The sequence below is a fragment of the Rothia sp. HMSC073B08 genome (assembly GCF_001812975.1).
Classification (GTDB): Bacteria; Actinomycetota; Actinomycetes; order Actinomycetales; family Micrococcaceae; genus Rothia; species Rothia mucilaginosa.
The window spans coordinates 94,697-112,273 of sequence record NZ_KV811057.1; the positions used below are offsets into that span (position 1 = coordinate 94,697).

At 60.1% G+C, this 17,577-nt stretch carries 14 protein-coding genes, 1 tRNA gene and 1 other RNA gene; 5 read left to right on the forward strand and 11 right to left on the reverse strand.

What is annotated here, in order from left to right:
• Positions 1-19: 19 nt before the first annotated feature.
• The 9 genes from purL to HMPREF2884_RS03205 all read right to left on the reverse strand — a co-directional run bounded on the left by purL (position 20) and on the right by HMPREF2884_RS03205 (position 11,701).
• A complete protein-coding gene (purL, locus tag HMPREF2884_RS03165) occupies positions 20-2,338 on the reverse strand; it encodes a phosphoribosylformylglycinamidine synthase subunit PurL (protein WP_070593556.1) in 2,319 nt (772 codons plus the stop codon).
• Between the two features lie 25 nt (positions 2,339-2,363).
• Positions 2,364-3,176 carry a phosphoribosylformylglycinamidine synthase subunit PurQ gene (purQ, locus tag HMPREF2884_RS03170; protein ID WP_070615591.1) on the reverse strand — a complete coding sequence of 271 codons (813 nt, stop codon included), beginning with the start codon at positions 3,174-3,176 and terminating at the stop codon, positions 2,364-2,366.
• A gap of 5 nt (positions 3,177-3,181) precedes the next feature.
• Positions 3,182-3,433 (reverse strand): phosphoribosylformylglycinamidine synthase subunit PurS, encoded by a 252-nt coding sequence (purS, locus tag HMPREF2884_RS03175; RefSeq protein ID WP_005507194.1) that lies wholly within the window; start codon positions 3,431-3,433, stop codon positions 3,182-3,184.
• Between the two features lie 223 nt (positions 3,434-3,656).
• Complete coding sequence (locus tag HMPREF2884_RS03180; RefSeq protein ID WP_070615594.1) at positions 3,657-4,610, reverse strand: 3-methyladenine DNA glycosylase; 954 nt, start codon at positions 4,608-4,610, stop codon at positions 3,657-3,659.
• 52 nt (positions 4,611-4,662) lie between these two features.
• Positions 4,663-5,307, reverse strand: coding sequence for a PIN domain-containing protein (locus tag HMPREF2884_RS03185; protein ID WP_005509255.1), 645 nt, complete (start codon positions 5,305-5,307; stop codon positions 4,663-4,665).
• On the reverse strand, positions 5,301-5,771 hold the full coding sequence (locus HMPREF2884_RS03190; protein WP_070615684.1) for an excisionase family DNA-binding protein: 471 nt from the start codon (positions 5,769-5,771) through the stop codon (positions 5,301-5,303). The genes HMPREF2884_RS03185 and HMPREF2884_RS03190 overlap by 7 nt, the downstream gene beginning before the upstream one ends.
• Positions 5,772-6,004: 233 nt before the next feature.
• On the reverse strand, positions 6,005-7,300 hold the full coding sequence (locus HMPREF2884_RS03195) for an aspartate kinase (RefSeq protein ID WP_005509257.1): 1,296 nt from the start codon (positions 7,298-7,300) through the stop codon (positions 6,005-6,007).
• A 201-nt stretch (positions 7,301-7,501) separates the two neighbouring features.
• Positions 7,502-8,686 (reverse strand): recombination mediator RecR, encoded by a 1,185-nt coding sequence (gene recR / locus HMPREF2884_RS03200; protein ID WP_070615597.1) that lies wholly within the window; start codon positions 8,684-8,686, stop codon positions 7,502-7,504.
• 183 nt (positions 8,687-8,869) lie between these two features.
• Positions 8,870-11,701: a DNA polymerase III subunit gamma and tau gene (locus tag HMPREF2884_RS03205; protein WP_070615600.1), complete on the reverse strand. Its 2,832-nt coding sequence runs from the start codon at positions 11,699-11,701 to the stop codon at positions 8,870-8,872.
• Between the two features lie 240 nt (positions 11,702-11,941).
• Here HMPREF2884_RS03205 and ffs point away from each other — a divergent pair.
• From ffs to HMPREF2884_RS03220, 3 genes are all read left to right on the forward strand, one after another.
• Positions 11,942-12,038: signal recognition particle sRNA small type (ffs, locus tag HMPREF2884_RS03210), an RNA gene on the forward strand.
• 402 nt (positions 12,039-12,440) lie between these two features.
• Positions 12,441-12,529, forward strand: a tRNA-Ser gene (locus tag HMPREF2884_RS03215).
• A gap of 119 nt (positions 12,530-12,648) precedes the next feature.
• Positions 12,649-12,972 carry a type II toxin-antitoxin system VapB family antitoxin gene (locus tag HMPREF2884_RS03220; RefSeq protein ID WP_005507186.1) on the forward strand — a complete coding sequence of 108 codons (324 nt, stop codon included), beginning with the start codon at positions 12,649-12,651 and terminating at the stop codon, positions 12,970-12,972.
• A 125-nt stretch (positions 12,973-13,097) separates the two neighbouring features.
• Here the strand turns inward: HMPREF2884_RS03220 and HMPREF2884_RS03225 are convergent, their stop codons facing one another.
• On the reverse strand, positions 13,098-13,793 hold the full coding sequence (locus tag HMPREF2884_RS03225; RefSeq protein WP_049361824.1) for a TetR/AcrR family transcriptional regulator: 696 nt from the start codon (positions 13,791-13,793) through the stop codon (positions 13,098-13,100).
• A 109-nt stretch (positions 13,794-13,902) separates the two neighbouring features.
• Positions 13,903-14,955 carry an alpha/beta hydrolase family protein gene (locus tag HMPREF2884_RS03230; protein WP_070615603.1) on the reverse strand — a complete coding sequence of 351 codons (1,053 nt, stop codon included), beginning with the start codon at positions 14,953-14,955 and terminating at the stop codon, positions 13,903-13,905.
• Positions 14,956-15,189: 234 nt separating this feature from the next.
• Here HMPREF2884_RS03230 and HMPREF2884_RS03235 point away from each other — a divergent pair, with 234 nt between their 5' ends.
• Positions 15,190-15,918 (forward strand): queuosine precursor transporter, encoded by a 729-nt coding sequence (locus HMPREF2884_RS03235; protein ID WP_070615606.1) that lies wholly within the window; start codon positions 15,190-15,192, stop codon positions 15,916-15,918.
• A 107-nt stretch (positions 15,919-16,025) separates the two neighbouring features.
• Complete coding sequence (locus tag HMPREF2884_RS03240) at positions 16,026-17,480, forward strand: amino acid permease (protein ID WP_070615610.1); 1,455 nt, start codon at positions 16,026-16,028, stop codon at positions 17,478-17,480.
• Positions 17,481-17,577 lie beyond the last annotated feature (97 nt).

The window sequence follows — 17,577 nt, forward strand, 5'->3', positions numbered from 1 at the left end:
GTCTCAAACTAGTCGAAGACTAGCCCTTCGCAACCTCACCGAAGTAAGAAGCGAGAGTACCCTCGTGAGCTGCACGCAGCTCATCCAGGTCAATGGAAACCTCATCCTGGAAGTCCAGAGCGTTCGACGCAGCATCCACCACACCAATACGTGCGAAGGGGAACTGGCGAGCGGTGCACATATCCTTGAAGCGCACCTCCTCAGAACGCGGAACCGAAACCACAACGCGGCCCAGGGACTCCGAGAACAGCAGGGTGAACAGGTCCAGGCCGTCACGCTCAGCAACCTCACCCAGACCAATGCGGGCACCGGTGTTGAAACGCAGGCAAGCCTCCGACAGAGCCGCAGCCAGACCACCAGCAGACACGTCGTGCGCGGCATCAATCATGCCGTCACGAGACATGTTCACCAGCATGTCACCCAGCTGACGCTCCAGAGCCAGATCAACCTTCGGCGGCTGACCGCCCAGGTGGCCCTTGAAACGAGCCCACTCGGAGCCGTCCAGCTCATCGCGAGTGGTACCCAGCAGGTAGATAGCCTGACCGTCATGCTCAGGAGCCCAACCCGAAGGGGTGCGGCGGGTGACGTCATCCATCACGCCCATCATCGCCACCACGGGGGTCGGGTTAATAGCTTTACCACCGGTCTGGTTGTACAGGGACACGTTACCGCCGGTCACCGGAACACCCAGCTCCATGCAGCCATCAGCCAGGCCGCGAACAGCCTCAGCGAACTGCCACATGACGTCCGGATCCTCGGGAGAACCGAAGTTCAGGCAGTCAGACACAGCCACGGGGCGTGCACCAACGGTCGCAACGTTACGGTACGCCTCAGCCAAGGACGCGCGAGCACCCTCGTACGGATCCAGGTAGGTGAAACGCGGGGAGGCGTCGGTCGCCAGAGCAACACCGAGGTTGGTGTTCTCGTCCACGCGCACCACGCCGCCGTCGTCCGGCATGGACAGGGCGGTGTTGCCCTGAACGTAGCGGTCGTACTGGTTGGTGATCCAGGACTTGGAGCACATGTTCGGGGACGCCATGAACGCCTTGATTGCCTCGCCCAGCTCCTTACCGCGCGGGCGGGAATCGTCGGCAGCCGAACCGGTGAAGTGGTTAGCCTGAACGTCATCCTGCCACTCGGGGCGTGCGTAAGGACGCTCGTAGGTCGGGCCGTCGTGCGCAACGGTGCGGGGGTCAACATCCACGATGACCTCGCCGTCCCACTCGATGACCAGGCGGCCAGAGTTGGTGACCTCACCGAGGAAGGAGTACTCCACGCCCCACTTGTTCATGATCGCTTCGAAGCGCTCCACGTTCTCGGGGGAGACAACAGCCATCATGCGTTCCTGAGACTCAGACATTAGGATCTCGCCCGGGGTCAGGGTGGGGTCACGCAGCAGAACCTTGGTCAGGTCGACGTGCATGCCGCCCTCACCGTTAGAAGCCAGCTCGCTGGTTGCGCAGGAAATACCCGCAGCACCCAGGTCCTGAATACCCTCAACCACGGAGCCCTTGAACAGCTCCAGGCAGCACTCAATCAGAACCTTCTCAGCGAAGGGGTCGCCCACCTGAACGGCAGGACGCTTCGAGGGCTTGGTGTCATCGAAAGACTCGGACGCCAGCACCGACGCACCGCCGATGCCGTCGCCACCGGTGCGTGCACCGAAGAGGACAACCTTGTTGCCCACGCCCGATGCGTTCGCCAGGCGGATGTCCTCGTGACGCATAATGCCCACAGCCAGTGCGTTGACCAGCGGGTTTGCCTGGTAGCAGGAATCGAACTCAACCTCGCCGCCGATGTTCGGCAGGCCCAGGGAGTTACCGTAACCACCAATACCGGCAACCACGCCGCCAATAACGCGGGCGGTGTCCGGGTGATCAATCGCGCCGAAACGCAGCGGATCCATCACAGCAATCGGGCGTGCACCCATGGAAATAATGTCACGCACAATACCGCCCACACCGGTCGCAGCACCCTGGTAGGGCTCCACGTACGAGGGGTGGTTGTGGGACTCAATCTTGAAGGTAACAGCCCAGCCGTCACCAATATCGGTCACACCGGCGTTCTCACCGATACCGACCATCAGGTCCTTCTTCATCTCATCGGTGACCTTCGCACCGAACTGCTTCAGATGAACCTTAGAAGACTTGTAGGAGCAGTGCTCGGACCACATGACCGAGTACATTGCCAGCTCAGCCGCGGTAGGACGGCGACCAAGAATCTCCTTAATATCCTCGAACTCGTTCTCCTTCAGACCCAGTTCAGCCCAGGGGAGTTCGGTGTCCGGGGTTGCCGCCGCGTGCTCGACGGTGTCGAGGTTAAACTGCTTTTCGCTCATAACTTCTTAGAATCCTTGTCGTGCGTTAGCGGGCGTTAATCAGGTTGGCAAGAACGGAGGTGAACACGCCGAGACCATCGGCGCCACCGCGCAGAGAAACCTCACCAAAACCGGAAGAGGAAGGACCGAAGCCAGGCTCCACAGCGTGCTCCGGGTGCGGCATCAGACCGACCACGTTACCGCGCTCATTGCTGATACCAGCAATGTCATTACGGGAACCGTTCGGGTTGAAACCAACGTAGCGGAACACCACGCGACCCTCAGCCTCCAGCGCCTCCAGGGTCTTCGCGTCAGCAACGTACTGACCATCCTGGTTCTTCAGAGGGACAACAATCTCCTGGCCAGCAGCGTAATCGCTCGTCCAGGAGGTGGAGTTATTCTCAATGCGCAGAACCTGGTCACGGCAAATGAACTTGCGGTGATCGTTCTTAATCATCGAACCGGGCAGCAGGTGAGACTCAGTCAGAATCTGGAAACCATTGCAAATACCCAGAACAGGCAGGGGAGCGGAACCGGAGGTACCAGCAGCGTTAGCGGCATCAATCACCGAACGCATCACGGGAGCCTTCGCAGCAATAGCGCCAGCACGCAGGTAGTCACCGTAGGAGAAACCGCCAGGAATAATGACGGCATCAACGTTCTTCAAATCAGCGTCGTCGTGCCACAGCTCAACGACGGTACCGCCAGCCAGACGGACAGCGCGCGCAGCGTCACGGTCATCCAGGGTGCCGGGGAAAGTCACCACGCCAACGCGTGCATCAGCGAAGGCGGGGTTCGGGGAGTAGCTAGAGAAGTCGCCAACCAGGGGGACTTCAGTGGGTGCGAGGGACTCTGCCATAGGTATTAGTCCTCCAGAACCGAAACGTTCACAACGTCTTCGATGACGGGGTTCGAGAGCAACTCTTCAGCAGCCTTGCGGGCAGCCGCGAGGTGCTCCTCGGTTGCCTCACCCTCGACGGTCAGCTCGAAGCGCTTACCCTGGCGAACATCGACGAAAGAATCAACGCCGATACGGGGCAGCTCGTGAGAAATAGCCTTGCCCTGCGGGTCAAGAATTTCGGGCTTGAGCATAACATCAACAACAATACGGGCCATGTGTGGGCACTCCTTGGGTGCGTGGGTTCTGTATGAGCCGTATCTCATTCTACCCCAGTACAGCGGAAAGTGAGATGACGAGACCACCAATTACCAAATAGAGAGCCCCAAGTCACCCTTTTCTCACGCGCTGGGCACCAAACCCACAGGCCACAGCGCCAAAAACGCAACTAGCCCGCGCCACCAACCAGCTACTCACCGCACGGTCTACTCGCCGCTCAGCCTACTCACTACTCAGCGGCGGCAGGTAACGCTCGCACACCTGCAGCAGGCGCTCACGCAGCTCAATCGAACGCTCCGACAGCTCACGCTGAATCCGCACGTATTCGGCCTTACCCTCGGTCGTCTCCACCGGAATCGGTTCGTACCCCCAGTCACGAATATCGTAGGGGGCTGCGCGCATATCCAGTTCGCGCGCATCCCACGCTAGGTCGAAACAATCCATGACCAGGGCCGAATCAACCAGCGGCAGCAACTTATACGCCCACTTGTACACGTCCATATTCGCGTGCAGGCAGGCGGGCTGCTCCAGAAAACGCTGGGATTCGCGGGTCGGCTGCAGCTCGTTCATCGGTGCTGCCTGCGGCATGAAGAAACGGAACGCATCAAAGTGCGAGCAGCGGATGCGGTGCTCCTCCACCACGCGGTCCGTACCCTCCGCGCCCAGGCGCAGTTCCAGGTAGTCGTGGCGGATGTTGTTCTCCACCGACTTGTACGCCATCGCCCACTCGTGCATGCCGAAGCAACCGAATTGCCCCTTCTTCGTGGTAGTGTTGCGCAGGATCTCGTGGGTGAAGGCGAGGGCGGTAGCGCGGCGCTCCACAAAATCGGTGACGTCCACCGTGACGGCGGAGGCGGCATCCGCCTGGGCACGCGCCACCTGCGGGGTGCAGCCAGCGTCAAGGAGCTCCTGCTCGGTTGCGGGCCGGTAGAAACGCCAGGAGGCGCGCTCGGGCGCATCCAGCAGAATGACGCCGGCGCCGGGGTGCCAGCGCTTGAACTGGCCGGGCTTGAGCGTGTAGTAGGTGAAGAGGAAGTCTTCCACGGGGTGCACTTCGTGGCGGGCGCGACGCTGCGCAAACGGGTCGGCGTATCGGCCGGCACGCGCCTCATGCGCCGCCTCTGCGGCACGCCAATGGCGGGCATCCATCACCTGGGAAAAAACAACACTACTCATGCTTCTAGCCTAAACGATGCCGCGACGAGGTAGCGGACGTAGCAATGTCTATCTATTTATTAGAAGACCGGGCTTTAAACTCACGTTCAAAATCGACAAACTGTGGGCTATTAATCACCACTGTCCGAAGATATCGGGCAAATTGACCCGCCCCTGCTCGTTCAAGTGCGCGAGGAATATCAATCTCCGTGAACCCCTTAGAGCGAGCGTAGGATTCCTGGAAAAGATAGACCTCCGCAAATAAGGAGGGATGAGCGTATTCGGTGAGCTGCATCAGAAAATCATCCGCGCTGAGCGTCTCATAATTTTGAATATTCTGAGCTTCTTCCGTGGAAGCATAATCGAGCAGTTTGCGGTCATCAGTGACTAATGCGTGCATGGCGCCATGTTGGGCAGCGGCATGTACGTGAAGATCATCCGTATCGGGGAAGGAAACAGGAGCTTCGACAGGAAACCCGGAGATGCACGAGATGCAGGACCTGATGATTTGTTGCTTCCAGTTTTCAAGGACAACATCGCTTATCGATGGATTGGCTCGACGAACATGGTAGCCGAACTCATCCATAATTCCACTGGAGACGTGAGGCGTAAAGAACTCGTATTCACTCTTCACCGCCAACAATAAAATCCAATCCCGAAGAGTTTTGGACATCAGAATATTTGTATCCAGCAGAACAGAATATTTGGAGGCTACCATGCGGGCCCTCCGAGGGTATCAACAAGACCGTGTTCATCCTCGAGTTCCCAGAGCTCTTTGAGAGCTTGCTCCTTCTGAGCAACGGTCTTCTTGAGAAGTCCCTTACGGAAAGCATCAGCATCCTCGGTGCGGATACGGAAGTGGCTACCCACCTTATGCGCCGGGAGGTCACCAGAGCGAATAGCCTTCATGAGCGTGGGGCGGGAAATACCGATACGCTGCGCCGCAACGGTCGTCGTCAAATCTTGGGGGACAGGCTGAACATCAATACTCTGCCCGTTAGCCAAGGCATGCAGGACGTGCTGAATGACCTGGTTGAGGGCATCGCCAAGCTGCTGGCTTTCTCGACCCGAAACGGTCAGCTCAATGGTGGTTTCTTCAGAATTCTTGAGAATCTCCCGCGCCTCTGCGCGAGCCTGACTGAGGGTATCTTCCTCCAGGGGGTTGGTTAGGGTGGTGGTCATTATCTTCTCCTTGGTGCTGTTGCCGGCAGAGTCAACGTCCGAAGATGCCACGTCGGTGGGGTGCATATCATTCGGTTGGAGGCTCATTGTGGTTGATACAACCCTACCCCTATCTGAAATAACTGTAAAGCGTTTCAGTTATTTCACCTATACACAGACAAAAGGGAGGGGCGGCGCCGGATCAAACCAGCACCGCCCCTCCCGAAGCGTACAGCTCACAAACGAGCTAAACCCTAGCGGCCAGTACCACCGTAAACAGTAGCCTCGCCCTCAGCGTCCAGACCGAACGCAGTGTGCACCGCGCGAACAGCCTCATCCAGCTTGCTCAGCTCAGTAATCACCGAAATACGGATCTCAGAAGTCGAAATCATGTCAATGTTCACGCCAGCGTTAGACAGCGCCTCAAAGAAAGTGAACGAAACACCCGTGTTAGTCTTCATGCCCGCGCCAACCAGCGACAGCTTACCAACCGACTCGTTGTAAATAACCTCCTGGAAACCCAACTCAGCCTGCGCAGCCTTCAGCGCCTTCAGCGCAGCATCGCCCTGAGCCTGATCCAGAGTGAAGGAAATATCGGTCACGCCGGGGCGGTCGGTGGGAACGTTCTGAACGATCATGTCCAGGTTCACCTTCGCCTCGTTAATCAGGCCGAACACCTTAGCGGCCGAACCGGGAACGTCCGGAACGCCAACAACGGTAATCTTTGCGCGGGTGCGATCGTGCGCGACACCGGAAATCAGGGGCTGCTCCAAGGGAATCTCCTTCAGATGAATGGGGGTCAGTTCCGCGGACTCCTCCGGAACCACGATAGTGCCTTCAAGGTCCGAGAACGAAGAACGCACGTGAAGCTTCAAGTTAAAACGACGAGCATACTCGACGCTACGCAGGTGCAGAATCTTTGCACCGTTCGCCGCCATCTCCAGCATTTCCTCGCTGGTGATGGTATCCAGCTTGTGCGCGGTCGGCACGATGCGCGGGTCGGCGGTGAACACGCCGTCCACGTCCGAGTAAATCTCGCACACATCGGCGTTCAGCGCGGCGGCCAGCGCAACGGCGGTCGTATCGGAACCGCCGCGGCCCAGGGTCGTAATGTCGCCACTCTGACGGTTCATGCCCTGGAAACCAGCAACAATCGCGATATTTCCGGCCTCGACGGACTCACGGATGCGATCGGGGCGAACCTCCACGAGGCGCGCCGAACCGTGCACGCCGTCGGTAATCATGCCAGCCTGCGAACCGGTGAAGGACTGCGCCTTAGCGCCCAGGTCGTTAATGGCCATCGACAGGACGGCGGTCGAAATGCGTTCACCGGCGGTCAGCAGCATGTCCAGCTCACGCGAGGGAACGACATTGCTGGTGACCTCTGCGGCAAGGTCGAGCAACTCATCGGTGGTGTCGCCCATAGCGGACACCACGACGACCACATCGTTACCTGCCTTCTGAGTGTCCACGACGCGGCGGGCAACGCGCTTTACGCCCTCCGCATCAGCTACGGAGGAACCGCCGAACTTTTGGACGATCAGGCTCATAGAATTCTCCAGGTCAGTTACTTGTGTGCCACCGGCAGACGCCGGCTCCTCATTTATAGTAGACGGCGTTCAGTACAAGCGGCGAACTGTGCACCCGTATGTATTGCCCCGTGAAATATTACGTAGTGTTACACGGTGGCGATGCAGGGTATGGAGGCGAAGGCGCGGAGGCGGGCACAGCAAGCCTGAGAGGGCTGGTTTCTAGGTCCACGGGTTCACATAAGTGACACCCGGCAGTGGCGGAACATCCGGCTTCGGGGTGCGCAACGGGGCGTTCTGAATCGAGCGGATCTTCTCCTCATAGTCGGGGGTGCGGAACACTTCCGGAGCATCCTCCGCCTGCTCGGTTACGGGTGCCTCAGTGGGTTCGGAAGCGGGTTCGGAGGCGGCGCTCGCCGGAGCCTCCTCGCCGGAGTCTTCGCCCAGGTCAGGGGCGGATTCTGCTTCTGTGGCTTCAGACGTAGAGACCGCACCAGAATTGGCAGGGGAGCCCTCAGGGCGGGATTCCTCGTCACCGGATTCTTCCTCGCCGGATTCCTTGTTGCCGGATTCCTCAGCTTCCTGCAGAACCTGCTCAATCAGCTGCTCATCCACGGTGCCCTGCACGCCGGCGGGCGCCTCCGGGGCAGAAACGGCAGAATCCAGGTCATCAAACATGCTCGAATTCCAGCGGCGACGACTCTGCTTTGCCTCCTGAGCCTGAACCTGAGCCGCCTGCTCACGCTCCTGCTCCTCCTCGCGGTTCACGCGCTCAAAATCCTCGGCGGCAGTATGAGCCACCGCCGTGCCCTCGCTAATGACGCGGCGGCCCTCCAACGCACGGCCCAGGGTAATCTCGTCCGCGTACTCCAGGTCGCCACCGACCGGAAGACCCGACGCCAGGCGCGACAGACGCACACCCAGCGGCACGAGCATACGCGAGAGGTAGGTTGCGGTTGCCTCGCCCTCAAGGTTCGGGTCCATCGCCAGAATAATCTCCTGGATACGCTCATCCGCCAGGCGGGACACCAGCTCACGAATACGCAGCTGCTCCGGGCCCACACCCGCCAGCGGGTTAATGGCACCGCCAAGCACATGGTAGCGGCCGGTAAAGGAACGGGTGCGCTCAATCGCCACCACGTCCTTCGACTCCTCGACCACACACAGCACGGACGGGTCGCGGCGCTCATCACGACAGATTGTGCACAGCTTCGTCTCGGAGACGTTACCGCACTCCTCACAGAAGCTCACGCTGGTCTTCACCGTGGAAATGGCGTTGGCTAGGCGCGCCATATCGGCAGCATCCGCATTCAGAATGTGAAAAGCGATGCGCTGAGCCGACTTGGGGCCCACACCCGGCAGGCGGCCGAGCTCGTCAATGAGGTTTTGAACTGCTCCCTCGTACATGGCTTCTCCTTCAGATGCGGTGTGCTGTGCTGGTGCTTTGTGCTGGTGCGCTGTTCTTGGGCGACGTTATGAGTATGCACCCAACCCCTGACAGTTTAGGGGCGTTTCGCATAGCGAGTATGCGGCTGGAATGAGTGCGCCCGCCATCGGTGCAATGGCGGGCGCGGCACCTACAACCCCGGATTAGGGCTGGTGCAAGGGGCGTTCGTCAATGACGGTGCCACCAATAATTTTTTCGATAGCGCGCAGACCGATGAAGGTGCTATTTTCGACCTTCTCGTCATCCTCAGAGACGTAGTCCTCATCGGATGCGGCGCGTGCCGGGCGAGCCGGTGCCGCCGGTGCGTTAGGAGTCGGCGCGTTAGGAGTCGGTGTGGCAGGTGCGTTAGAAGCCTGCGCTGCGGGCTTCTCATCGCTTGCCGGAGCGTTATCAGCCGCAGCCGCCTGCGGTGCCTCCGCCAACGGACCTGCCGGCGCGAGGGGTCCCGCCGGTGCAACCGGAGTAACGAGGGGACCAGCAGGCTCAACCGGAGTAGCGAGCGGGCCTGCCGGTGCTACAGGCGCAGTCGGCATTGCGGGTGCAGCGGGTGCCTCAACCGGTTCAGCGTAGGCAGGCTCATCCTCAAAAGGGGGCTCCTCCTCATACGGAGGTTCCTCTACGTGAGGGGGCTCCTGCGAGAACGGAGGCTCTTGCGCGTACTGGGGTTCCTGTGCTTGCTGGGGTTCAGGAGCGCTCTCCTGCTGCGGAACTCCGCTACCGGATGCGGCAAAGGAATCACGCTCACCAAAACCACCCGCCGGAGCAGTCGGAACCTGCTGAGCTGCCGGAACCTGCGGAGCAACCGGAGGTTCAGGCGCAAGCGGGCCAGCCGGGGCTTCCTGAACCGGTGCCTGCACTGCCGCCTGGACAGCCTGCTGAGGTGCCTCCTCGGGGGCGCTCTGCGGAATCGGGGCAACCTCCCACGCACCCAGGGGCGCATCCACGCTCGTAGACTCGGGGGCGTTTGCGCCGGTCAGCGGCTGACCGTGGCGACGCCACGCATCCTCACCGCCGCGCGGACCATCAGCCAGAGGCGCCGGCTGAACGGGCTGCGGGGGAGTCTGCTGAACGGGCTGCTGAGGCGCCTGCTGGGCAACAGCCGCCGGAACTGCAGGCTGCGCAGCGGGAGCACTGGGCGCTGCAGGCTTGACCTGCTCACCGGGCTTCGCCACCTGAGCGTGAATGGTCACCTGGCGGCGCAGGAACTCACTCACACGGGCGGTCAGCTCGGGCACAAAACCCTTGACCGCGCGCAAAGTCGCAATGTCGCCGCTCACGTACAGGGTTGCGCCGTCCATGCGGGCGGGGCGAACCTTCATCAGCTGCTCCGCCGCACCGGGAACGCTCATTCGGTTAAGAATGGCACGCCAATTACCCTGAACCGCAGCCAGCGGATCGTTCGGGTCAAGCTTCAGAGGCGCGGAGGGGGCACCCGCCGCAGCGGCATCAGCTACAGAAGAAGCGGGGGTATCCGGTGTCGCCGGGGTGTTACCCGCTAGGGGAGCACCAGCCGCAGACTCCTGCGCGGTCTGTGCCAAGGGGGCGGCGCTAAGGGGTGCGCCAGCCAGCGGGGGAGCACCCGCGCTGGCATGCTGAGAACCGCCCTGCTGAGAGCCGCTCTGCTGAGGGGCAGAGTGCGGGGCAGCCGCCTCCTGAACAGAGGCGCTAGGAGTCTGCGCATTAGGTGCCTGAGTCTTAGGAGTCAGGCCAGCCGCCGCCATACCCGCCGCACGAGCCGCAGACATGCCGCCCTGCGCCGGGGCAGAACCAGCGGAACCCGAGGAACCAGCAGTACCAGAAGCCACGCGGCGCTCCAAAACCTGCAGGCGAGAAGCCAACGCCGCAACCTCAGCGCCACCGGCAGAACCCTCCGCCGCAGGCAGAAGCAGACGAGCACACAGCAACTCCAGCTGAAGCTGCGGATTCGCCGCACCCGTCATACCATTCAGAGTCTCATTGACCGTACCCGCAGCAACCGTCAGCTCACGCTCACCCAGAGCCTGAGCCTGCTGAGCCAAACGCTCCAACTGATCCTGCGGAACACCCTGCAAAATCTGACCCGCAGCCTGCGGAACAGCCTTCACCACAATCAAATCACGCAGACGCTCCAGCAGATCCTCCACAAAACGGCGAGGATCCTGACCGGTAGCCACCACACGAGACACCGCACCAAAGAGAGTCGGCGCATCCTTCGCACCCAACGCCTCAATGACCTCATCCAGAAGCTGCGCGTGGGTATAACCCAGCAGCGCCACCGCACGGTCATACTCAATACCGTTCTGCGAAGACGCACCAGCCATCAGCTGATCAAGAATCGACAGCGAATCACGCACCGAACCGCCACCAGCACGAATCACCAGCTGTAACACACCAGGCTCAACCGGCACCTGTTCCTGATCGCACAGGCCCTGCAGGAACGGCAGAAGAACCTCCGGCGGAACCAAACGGAACGGGTAATGGTGAGTACGCGAACGAATCGTACCCAGCACCTTATTCGGCTCAGTCGTCGCGAAGATAAACTTCACGTGCTCCGGCGGTTCCTCCACAATCTTCAGCAGCGCATTGAAACCCTCACGGGTCACCATATGTGCCTCATCAATAATGAAGATCTTGTAACGGTCACGCACCGGTGCCAAAGTAGCGCGCTCACGCAAATCACGGGCATGATCCACGCCGCCGTGGCTCGCCGCATCCATCTCAATCACGTCAAGAGAACCGCCACCATCACGTGACAGCTCACGGCACGAATCGCACACACCACACGGAGTAGGAGTCGGACCCTGCGCACAGTTCAAGCAACGCGCCAAAATACGCGCCGACGTGGTCTTACCGCAACCACGCGGACCCGAAAACAGGTACGCGTGATTCACACGGTTCTTCTCCAGGGCGACCATAAGAGGTTCGGTCACGTGCTCCTGCCCAATAACCTCAGCAAAGGTCTCGGGGCGATAACGACGATAAAGGGCAGTGCTCACGGCAACCTCTTCAACTCGGGGTGCGGATAGGACAATCCCTACCATTTTAGACGCTTTACCCTCGGTCCGAGCGGCTGACAGTCACCGGCGAACACGCTGCTACAGCACCCCAGCACAACACCGCCACCGTGACACCTACTATGGGCGCTCACCCGGACGCTTACCCGAGTGGCATGTACGCCCACAGAAATACTGCAGACGCGCCGAATTCCCAAGAACTCAAAAATCCGGTACACTGGTTCTTGCCTCTTACGTGGCGTTATCTTGGAAAACTCCCCCAGGACCGGAAGGTAGCAAGGGTATTCGAGCTATGACGGGTGCGTAGGAGGTTTTTTTCATGCCCAAAAACGGGTAACTACATAGTCATGCACCCGTCATGTCCGCCTCACTGTCGTTCGACGGCTTCAACCCAGGATTCCGCCTCGTTAGGGCTCGGCGGCTTCGACGCAGGATTTATTACCTCGCGCGCTCGGAATCCTGCGCCTCAGTTCGCTCGCTCAGAATCCTGGGTTTCAGCGGTTGCGTAGGAGGTTTTTTTCATGCTCAAAAACGGGTACCTGGGTAGCTTGCACCCGTCATATGCACCGCGTGCCCGCTCCTCTGGCGCTCCGCCCAAAAACAGGGGCACAAGCATCCACAAATGTGCTTTCTGTTACTTTTTCCATCCAGGGCTTGCGTGCTTCGCAAAAGCGTAGTAAAGTTTTATTCGTTGCCTACGCAATGCGTAGAAAACATAGCTGGAGGATTCGCCTAGCGGCCTATGGCGCACGCCTGGAACGCGTGTTGGGTTAACAGCCCTCGGGGGTTCAAATCCCCCATCCTCCGCCACCGATCCCCGGTCTTAGATTCTAAGACCGGGGATTTTTTATGCCCCTTGGTACTATTTCTTCAGAACCCCACGGTTACACGTGCCGCCGAGGCGCCCCATACCTGCAGAAAGCACCACCATGATCTTCAAAAAAGTAGGCGACAGCCGCCCCTACCCCCAGCACGGCATGACCCACGCCGACTGGGGAGGAATCCCGCCGCAGCAGGTACGCCTCGACACCCTCATCACCACCCAAAAAACCCTCAACCTTGAGACCCTACTCGCCGAAGACTCCACCTTCTACGGCGACCTCTTCCCGCACGTGGTCAAATGGGGCGGCGAACTCTACCTCGAAGACGGCGTGCACCGCGCGCTACGTAACGCCCTGCACCGCCGCGCCGTCATGTACGCGCGTGTACTGGACCTGGACTCCATCTCACCGGCGCTACTGCCCGGCGCGTAAAAACCCACCCGAATACAGAAAAAGCCGCGGACCGATGCAAAGAAGCATCAGGTCCGCGGCATTTTTGTGACGTATAACTGAGCTACGTTCCGCGGTTCAGGTTCCACGGTTCAGAGGTGCCACGCTTAGGATGCGACCTTCAGGCCCGCCTCCTGCACCGGGGATTGCTCCGGCAGGGACTCCTCGGAATCCAGGCGAACCGGGTTGCCCTCGGCGTCAAAACGCGCGCCCAGGCCCATCTGAATAAAACGGATAGTATTCAGAATCTGACGCTCGCGGGTCTCCTCATCCGGTGCATCCTCGGCACGACCGGCGCTTGAGGAGAGGGAACCGTGCACGAGCATCGCCAGTTCGCGAATGTCGTTCTTCGGAATGTAGTTCTCGGCAATGGCGGCAGAAAGAATATGCGCGAGCACCATCTGCAGCTCGTGAACGTGCTTGCCGAGCTTCGCGTAGGACTCGGGGGAGAGCATGGAGCGCATCGCAGGGCCCGGAGGCAGGTGGCGGCGCGCCAGGTCGTTGATCTGCAAGCGAATATAGACCGCGAGCTGGTCGATCGGGTTTTCGATGCCCTCCAGGCCGACGCGCAGCTCGTTGAGGAAGCGTTCGGTCTCGTCCAGGGCGTAGGCGACCAGCAGTTCGCCCATGTCGGCGAAGTAGTTGTAGACTGCGGTGCGGCCGATGCCGGCGTTCTTGGCGACGTCGGTCATGGTTAGGCCGGACAGGCCGCGGGCGTAAAGGATCTCGCCGAAGGAGTTGAGGATGGCGCGCTTGGTGTTTTCGCGCTGGGCGGCGTTGGTTGCTGCAGAAATACGAGGCATAGTGACACTCTACCCCAAATCGTCAGCAAATGACGAATTTATTGAATGTGTCACCAAGAAATTTGCGTAATCCATGCGAATTTTCACAAATATGACAGAACAACCGGCACTACAAGAAGCCTAAACGCGTAGCCGCCGCCAAATCAGCACCCACCAACGACGCAATCGGATACCCCGTATGGCCGCGCCCCGGAGTCACCTGCAACACAGTCCGTGCACCCAAACCCTCGTAGAACGCACTACCCTCCTGCACCGCGATACGCGCCGACCAACTCCCCTCAGAACTTGTCGCCATACGCCGACGACCCGACGGCGAACGCCCATCCAGCACACCCACATGCCAGCTCATCAACAGATGCTCATGCGAGGAAAGATTCAGCGCAGCCTGTTCACGCACCCGAGCCGGCACGCCGTCAGCGCCGCCGCCACCGATGAAAGTCGCGCCGCCTCCGCGAATCCAGTCAATATCGTGCGACAGCAGCTCGTAGCTGAGAAACTCCGCACCACCTGAATAGCCCGCAAGCCAGACACGGCTCGTATCCACCTTGTACGCCAGGGCAATCTCCTCAATGAGGGCGCGAACCATCCTGCCGTTCGAGCGGGCACGAACCCACCAGTTGTAGGTCAGCGGAGGCGCATAAGAATCACCATCGGTCAGGCGCGGCTCCCGCAGACTACCCGGCGACAGCACCGGCACCGACAGCAAGTTGAACTCAGCCGCCACCTGCGCCAGCTCGGCACGCAGGGGGGAAGTTCGGCGCAACAGGCGGCTACCGGCACGCGAGAGATGATCACCATCAAAATAGAACAGCACACCGGGCGCAGACTCAGAATCGGTCAGAAGATACAGGTTATCGACCCGATAGTAGATATTGCGCCCGCGATGCGTAAACGATCGGTAACCGAGCAGCTCAGACGAAGCCAGAAACATCGGCTCCAGCAGGGAAAGACCGGTGCGCACAGCCTGCGCCGCATAGGTGAACAGCGGATGCAGACGCGGAATATGCGCGCTCAGCCGCCGCTGGTTACGGTGCCGCCGCCTCCGCACCTGCTGTGAAGAACCCCGTACCGACCGCCGAAGCGAGGCGCGTAGCGCACGCCCCGCCCCCAGCAGGGATACCACCTGCTCAGTGCGGTGAATTCCGTGGCCCAGATTCTTCATACATTTATTGTAAATGTGCGGTCAGGAAGGCTGGCGGGGTGGTCATGAGCGTCCACACTCTTGAACGAAGCCCGTAAACCTGCCGCTGCCACGGCATATAGGTACTATTAGATAGGCTCGGGTGGCAGACGAGCCAGTGAGTAGCGCCCTGCATAGCGCACTCACCCACCACACGTGAGGGCTCGTACCTTGCGTGAAGAAACACATCGCATGAAGAAAGACTTGGGGAAAGTAATGGCTAAACCCGTTAGCGAATCTAAGGCTCAGACGAGCACCGTCAAGGTGCCCTGGGCTGGTCGCCGCGGCTACTTTGATCTGCTGCTGGGCGCATCCTGCGTCATCCTGATCATTTCGAATATTGGTGCAACTAAGGGCGTGGAGTTCGGTCCGCTGCCCTTCGAACTGCCCCTCATTGGTAACACCATCGTCACCGACGGTGGTTTCTTCCTTTTCCCTCTCGCCTACGTTATTGGCGACCTTCTTTCTGAGGTGTACGGCTTCAAGCGTGCCCGCCGCGCGATTGTGGCCTCCTTCGCCTCAGCCGCTTTTGCTGCCCTGTGCTTCCTGCTGATCGTGCACCTGCCCGCTGCGAGCTTCTACACCGGCCAGGAGGCGTTCGCGCAGGTTCTCGGCCCGGTCTGGCAGATTTTTACGGGCTCCCTGCTCGGTTACCTCTTCGGTCAGACCCTGAACGCCTGGGTCATGGTGGTGATGAAGAAGGCAAGCAAGGGCCGTTTCCTGTGGCTGCGTATGATCGTCTCCACCCTGGTCGGTGAGCTGCTCGATACCGTCATCTTCTGCTCCATTGCGGCACCGGTGCTCGGTATCGACACCATGGAAGCATTCATCAACTACGTACTGATCGGCTATATCTATAAGTGCCTGGTCGAGGTGATCCTCATGCCGATCAGCTACCCGATTATTGGTTGGTTCAAGCGTCACGAACTCGAGTACGTGTCATAAGCTAACCTCCTGACAGCTGATGTGCAGAGCCGCCCGGCCTAACGCCTGGGCGGCATTGCCATTTCAGCTTTATTCAATACACAGCATGTCTAAGAAAGAGATACGTTATGTCTAAACTGCAGGGGAACACCCCCGAGCAGTCGGAGAAGAACGACTCGTTGAATCGTTCCCTCTCCCACGGCCAGTTGACCATGATTGCGATGGGCTTGGCGCTGGGTACGGGCCTGTTCCTGGGCTCCTCCTCCGCCATTAAAATTGCGGGCCCCGGCGCAATCCTCTCTTACGCTATTGGTTCGATGATTGCGGCAACCATTGCTGCGTGTGCGGGTGAAATGTCCGTGCGTCACCCCGTCCAGGGCGGTTTCGGCACCATTGCGAGCCGATACCTGAACCCCTTTAGCGGCTACCTGACTCGCTGGGCGTATTGGGCGTGCACCGTGCCGCTGGCTGGCGCTGAGCTGGTGGCGGTTGGTCACTACATGGCGTACTGGTTCCCGGACGTTCCCCTGGCTGTGTTCGTTGCTCTCTTCGGCGCGATTATTCTGGTGCTGAACCTGGTGAGCGTGAAGTCCTTCGGCGCCCTGGAGTTCCTGCTCTCTTCGATTAAGGTTTCTGCCGTCATCGTGTTCATGGTGATTGGTGTACTGCTGGTGTTCGTGGGTCTGCCCGGTCACACCGCTGCGGGTACCGCAAACCTCGTGAACGACGGCGGCTTCCTGCCCAACGGCCCCGCATCCATCTGGATTTCGATGGCTGTTGTCATGTTCTCCTTCGGCGGTGTGGAAATGATTTCCCTCTCCGCCGCGGAGGCGAAGGACCCGGCACGCTCGGTGGCAACCAGCGTGAAGGCAATGATTTGGCGCCTGTCCACCTTCTACGTGGTGTCCATGGCAATTATTCTGTGCCTGGTGCCCTGGCAGACCGCCGCACAGAACTCGGAGCTGACCGAGTCGCCGTTCGTGCTGGTCTTCTCTGAACTGGGTATCCCCTTCGCGGCGGACATCATGAACTTCGTGGTGCTCGTTGCTGCGCTCTCTGGCGCTAACGCCTCCCTGTACGCGGCAACCCGCCTGCTTCACGCCCTGGGCTCTGACCGTATGGCTCCCGCAGTGGCTGCCCGCACCTCCTCGCGCGGCGTGCCGGTCATGGCTCTGCTCATCTCCTTCACCGGCGTTGTCGTGGCAACCGTGATGGCTGTTGCCAAGATTGGCGACATCTTCGCCCTGCTCATGGCGCTGGTGACCCTGTGCATCCTGATTGTGTGGATCATGATTCTGCTGACCTACCAGGCGTACAAGAAGGACCAAAAGGACGCCTCCTCCTTCACCGTGCTGGGTGGCCGCGTCACCGCAGGTCTGGCTCTGGCGGGTGTCCTGGCGACCCTGGCGGCAATGTTCATGCTGCCCGGCTCGGGCGTCCAGGAATCCATCATGGTCGGTATCATCTTCTTCGTGCTGATTTCTATTGGCTACGCCATCTCGTCGAAGGTTCAGGGCGGTTATGAGCGCCCCGACCTGGACGCTATGCACGCCGACGAGAACACCAACGCGGCACAGCACTAAATAGCGTGAAAGCCTCGCGAGGCTAAAACATAAAAGGCGCCGGATTGGGGAGCACCCCCGTTCGGTGCCTTTTCGCTTCTGTACTCTAGACGGCGCC

Bases quoted from the DNA above. Each gene is read 5' to 3' on its own strand.
- purL (WP_070593556.1), bottom strand. From the start codon at position 2,338: ATGAGCGAAAAGCAGTTTAACCTCGACACCGTCGAGCACGCGGCGGCA.
- HMPREF2884_RS03220 (WP_005507186.1), top strand. From the start codon at position 12,649: ATGATCTTCAAAAAAGTAGGCGACAGCCGCCCCTACCCCCAGCACGGC.
- recR (WP_070615597.1), bottom strand. From the start codon at position 8,686: ATGTACGAGGGAGCAGTTCAAAACCTCATTGACGAGCTCGGCCGCCTG.
- purQ (WP_070615591.1), bottom strand. From the start codon at position 3,176: ATGGCAGAGTCCCTCGCACCCACTGAAGTCCCCCTGGTTGGCGACTTC.
- purS (WP_005507194.1), bottom strand. From the start codon at position 3,433: ATGGCCCGTATTGTTGTTGATGTTATGCTCAAGCCCGAAATTCTTGAC.
- HMPREF2884_RS03190 (WP_070615684.1), bottom strand. From the start codon at position 5,771: ATGACCACCACCCTAACCAACCCCCTGGAGGAAGATACCCTCAGTCAG.
- HMPREF2884_RS03195 (WP_005509257.1), bottom strand. From the start codon at position 7,300: ATGAGCCTGATCGTCCAAAAGTTCGGCGGTTCCTCCGTAGCTGATGCG.
- HMPREF2884_RS03235 (WP_070615606.1), top strand. From the start codon at position 15,190: ATGGCTAAACCCGTTAGCGAATCTAAGGCTCAGACGAGCACCGTCAAG.
- HMPREF2884_RS03185 (WP_005509255.1), bottom strand. From the start codon at position 5,307: ATGGTAGCCTCCAAATATTCTGTTCTGCTGGATACAAATATTCTGATG.
- HMPREF2884_RS03180 (WP_070615594.1), bottom strand. From the start codon at position 4,610: ATGAGTAGTGTTGTTTTTTCCCAGGTGATGGATGCCCGCCATTGGCGT.
- HMPREF2884_RS03230 (WP_070615603.1), bottom strand. From the start codon at position 14,955: ATGAAGAATCTGGGCCACGGAATTCACCGCACTGAGCAGGTGGTATCC.
- HMPREF2884_RS03240 (WP_070615610.1), top strand. From the start codon at position 16,026: ATGTCTAAACTGCAGGGGAACACCCCCGAGCAGTCGGAGAAGAACGAC.
- HMPREF2884_RS03225 (WP_049361824.1), bottom strand. From the start codon at position 13,793: ATGCCTCGTATTTCTGCAGCAACCAACGCCGCCCAGCGCGAAAACACC.